4 protein-coding genes are annotated in these 2,457 nt (G+C 73.7%); all 4 read left to right on the plus strand.

The genetic code is table 11. The annotated features are described in order from the left end of the window. A partial coding sequence (locus VMN58_07860; protein ID HUF33107.1) for a crossover junction endodeoxyribonuclease RuvC occupies positions 1–348 on the plus strand: 348 nt, incomplete at its 5' end. Further along, positions 345–959, plus strand: a complete 615-nt coding sequence (gene ruvA, locus VMN58_07865; GenBank protein HUF33108.1) for a Holliday junction branch migration protein RuvA — start codon at positions 345–347, stop codon at positions 957–959. The genes VMN58_07860 and ruvA, both read left to right, overlap by 4 nt. 10 nt (positions 960–969) lie before the next feature. Beyond that, positions 970–2,004: a Holliday junction branch migration DNA helicase RuvB gene (gene ruvB, locus VMN58_07870; GenBank protein HUF33109.1), complete on the plus strand. Its 1,035-nt coding sequence runs from the start codon at positions 970–972 to the stop codon at positions 2,002–2,004. A gap of 121 nt (positions 2,005–2,125) precedes the next feature. Beyond that, a partial coding sequence (locus VMN58_07875; GenBank protein HUF33110.1) for an S-adenosylmethionine:tRNA ribosyltransferase-isomerase occupies positions 2,126–2,457 on the plus strand: 332 nt, incomplete at its 3' end.

Raw genomic sequence — 2,457 nt, forward strand, 5'->3', positions numbered from 1 at the left:
GAGCTGATCGCCGAGCATCCACCCGGGGCGGTCGCCATCGAGCGCATCCTGTTCTCGGTCAACGTGCGCACCGCCATCGGGGTGGCCCAGGCCGCCGGCATCGTGATGGTCGAGGCCATCGCGGCGGGCGCCGAGGTCACCGAGTACTCCCCGAACGAGATCAAGCAGGCCGTCACCGGCGACGGCGCCGCCGACAAGACCCAGATCGAGACCATGGTCCAACGACTCCTCCAGATCGACCGGCCCATCCGCCCCGTCGACGCCGCCGACGCCGCGGCCATCGCCCTGTGCCACGTGGCCCGGGCCCCCATGCTGGCCCGCATCGCCGCAGCCGGAGGCCTCCGGTGATCGGCTCGCTGCGGGGCACGCTGCTCACCCGCGAAGACGACGAGGTGCTGGTCGAGGTGGGTGGCATCGGGCACCGGGTCGTGGTGAGCCCGACCACCGCCGTCTCGCTCGGCGACGTCGGCGACCAGGTCTTCGTCTGGGTCCACCACCACATCCGCGAGGACACCCAGGCCCTGTACGGCTTCGCCACCGCGGATGCCCGTCGGTGCTTCAGCGCGCTGCTCGGCGCGCACGGCGTGGGCCCCTCCCTGGCCCTCGGCATCCTGTCCGTGCACGGGCCCACCGACCTCGCCCGCGTGCTGGCTGAGGACGACGTCGCTGCCCTCTGCCTCGTGCCCGGCGTCGGCAAGAAGACCGCCACCCGACTGCTGGTCGAGCTCAAGAGCCGCCTCGACATCCCCCTCGACATCGGCGTGCCCGGCTCCTCCGGCACCGCCGGCCGCCCGCCGGCGACCGGCGGTGCCGCGGCCCGGGCCGACGTGCGCGAGGCCCTCGCCGGCCTCGGCTACGGCCTCGAGGAGATCCGCGACGTGCTCGCCGACCTCCCCGACGGCGACGACGCCGCGGCCCTGCTCAAGCACGCCCTCCAGCGTCTGGCCGTCTCGCGGTGAGGTCGACACGGTGAGGGAGGAGCTGCTCGACCCGGGTCAGGCCGTCGAGGAGGTCGTCGACGAGCACGGCCTGCGACCCCGCACCCTGGCCGACTTCGTGGGCCAGGCCCGGCTCAAGGAGCACCTCGGCATCATCCTCGAGGCCGCCCGCCGCCGGGGTCAGGCCGTCGACCACCTGCTCTTCGCCGGCCCGCCCGGGCTCGGCAAGACCACGTTGGCCGCCATCGTCGCCAACGAGATGGGCGTGCGCCACGTCCCCACGTCCGGTCCGGCCATCGAGCGGGCCGGCGACCTGGCCGCCATCCTCACCCAGCTCGAAGAAGGCGACGTCCTCTTCGTCGATGAGATCCACCGCCTGCCCCGCGCCGTCGAGGAGGTGCTGTACCCCGCGATGGAGGACTTCCAGCTCGACATCGTGATCGGCAAGGGCCCCGCCGCCCGCTCGATCCGCCTCGACCTGCCGCCCTTCACCCTGATCGGTGCCACGACGCGTACCGGAGCGATCACCGGTCCGCTGCGCGATCGCTTCGGCCTGGTCGAGCGCCTCGACTTCTACACCTCGCTCGAGCTCGAGGCCATCGTCGCCCGGGCCGCCACCATCCTCGACGTGGTGCTCGACGACTCCGGTGCCACCGAGATCGCCCGTCGGGCCCGGGGCACGCCCCGCATCGCCAACCGACTGCTGCGCCGGGTGCGGGACTACGCCGAGGTGCGCGGCGACGGCACCATCGACCAGGCCACGGCTGCGCTCGGGCTGGCCACCTTCGGGGTCGACGAACGCGGCCTCGACAAGGTCGACCGGGCCATCCTGTCGGCCATCTGCGAGCGCTTCGGCGGTGGTCCCGTCGGCCTGTCGACGCTCGCCATCAGCGTCGGCGAGCAGACCGAGACGGTCGAGGACGTGTACGAGCCGTTCCTCATCCAGCAGGGCCTGCTGATGCGCACCCCCAAGGGGCGGGTGTGCACGGCGGGCGCGTGGGAGCACCTCGGTCTGGTGGCGCCCCGAACCGCGGAGACCGACGGGCCGGTCGCCCTCTTCGAGTGACCCCGAGGGTGGGGGCGAGGTTGTCGCCGACGGAGCTGAGGACGGGCCGGGAATCGAGCTGCTTCGACGTCGCCGCCGGGGGTTCCCTGCTGGGGCGGGCCACCCCGTAGCGTCGCCCGCCGTGGAGACGGCGCACTTCGACTACGAGCTCCCTGAGGCCGCCATCGCCCAGGCGCCCGTCGAGCCCCGGGACGCCGCCCGCATGCTGGTCGACGGTGGAGGGACCGGGGCCCCGACGCACCGGACCGTGGCCGACCTGCCCGACCTGCTCGGCCCGGGCGACGTGGTCGTCGTCAACACCACCCGGGTGCTGCGAGCCCGGCTCCACCTGCGCAAGGCGACCGGTGGCGCCGTCGAGGTCCTGCTCCTCGAGCCGGTCGGCGACGGTCAGTGGGAGGCCTTGGTCCGGCCGGGGCGGCGGGTCCCGCCGGGCACCGTCCTCCACCCGACCGA

The organism is Acidimicrobiales bacterium, assembly GCA_035512495.1.
Taxonomy (GTDB): domain Bacteria; phylum Actinomycetota; class Acidimicrobiia; order Acidimicrobiales; family CADCSY01; genus DATKDW01.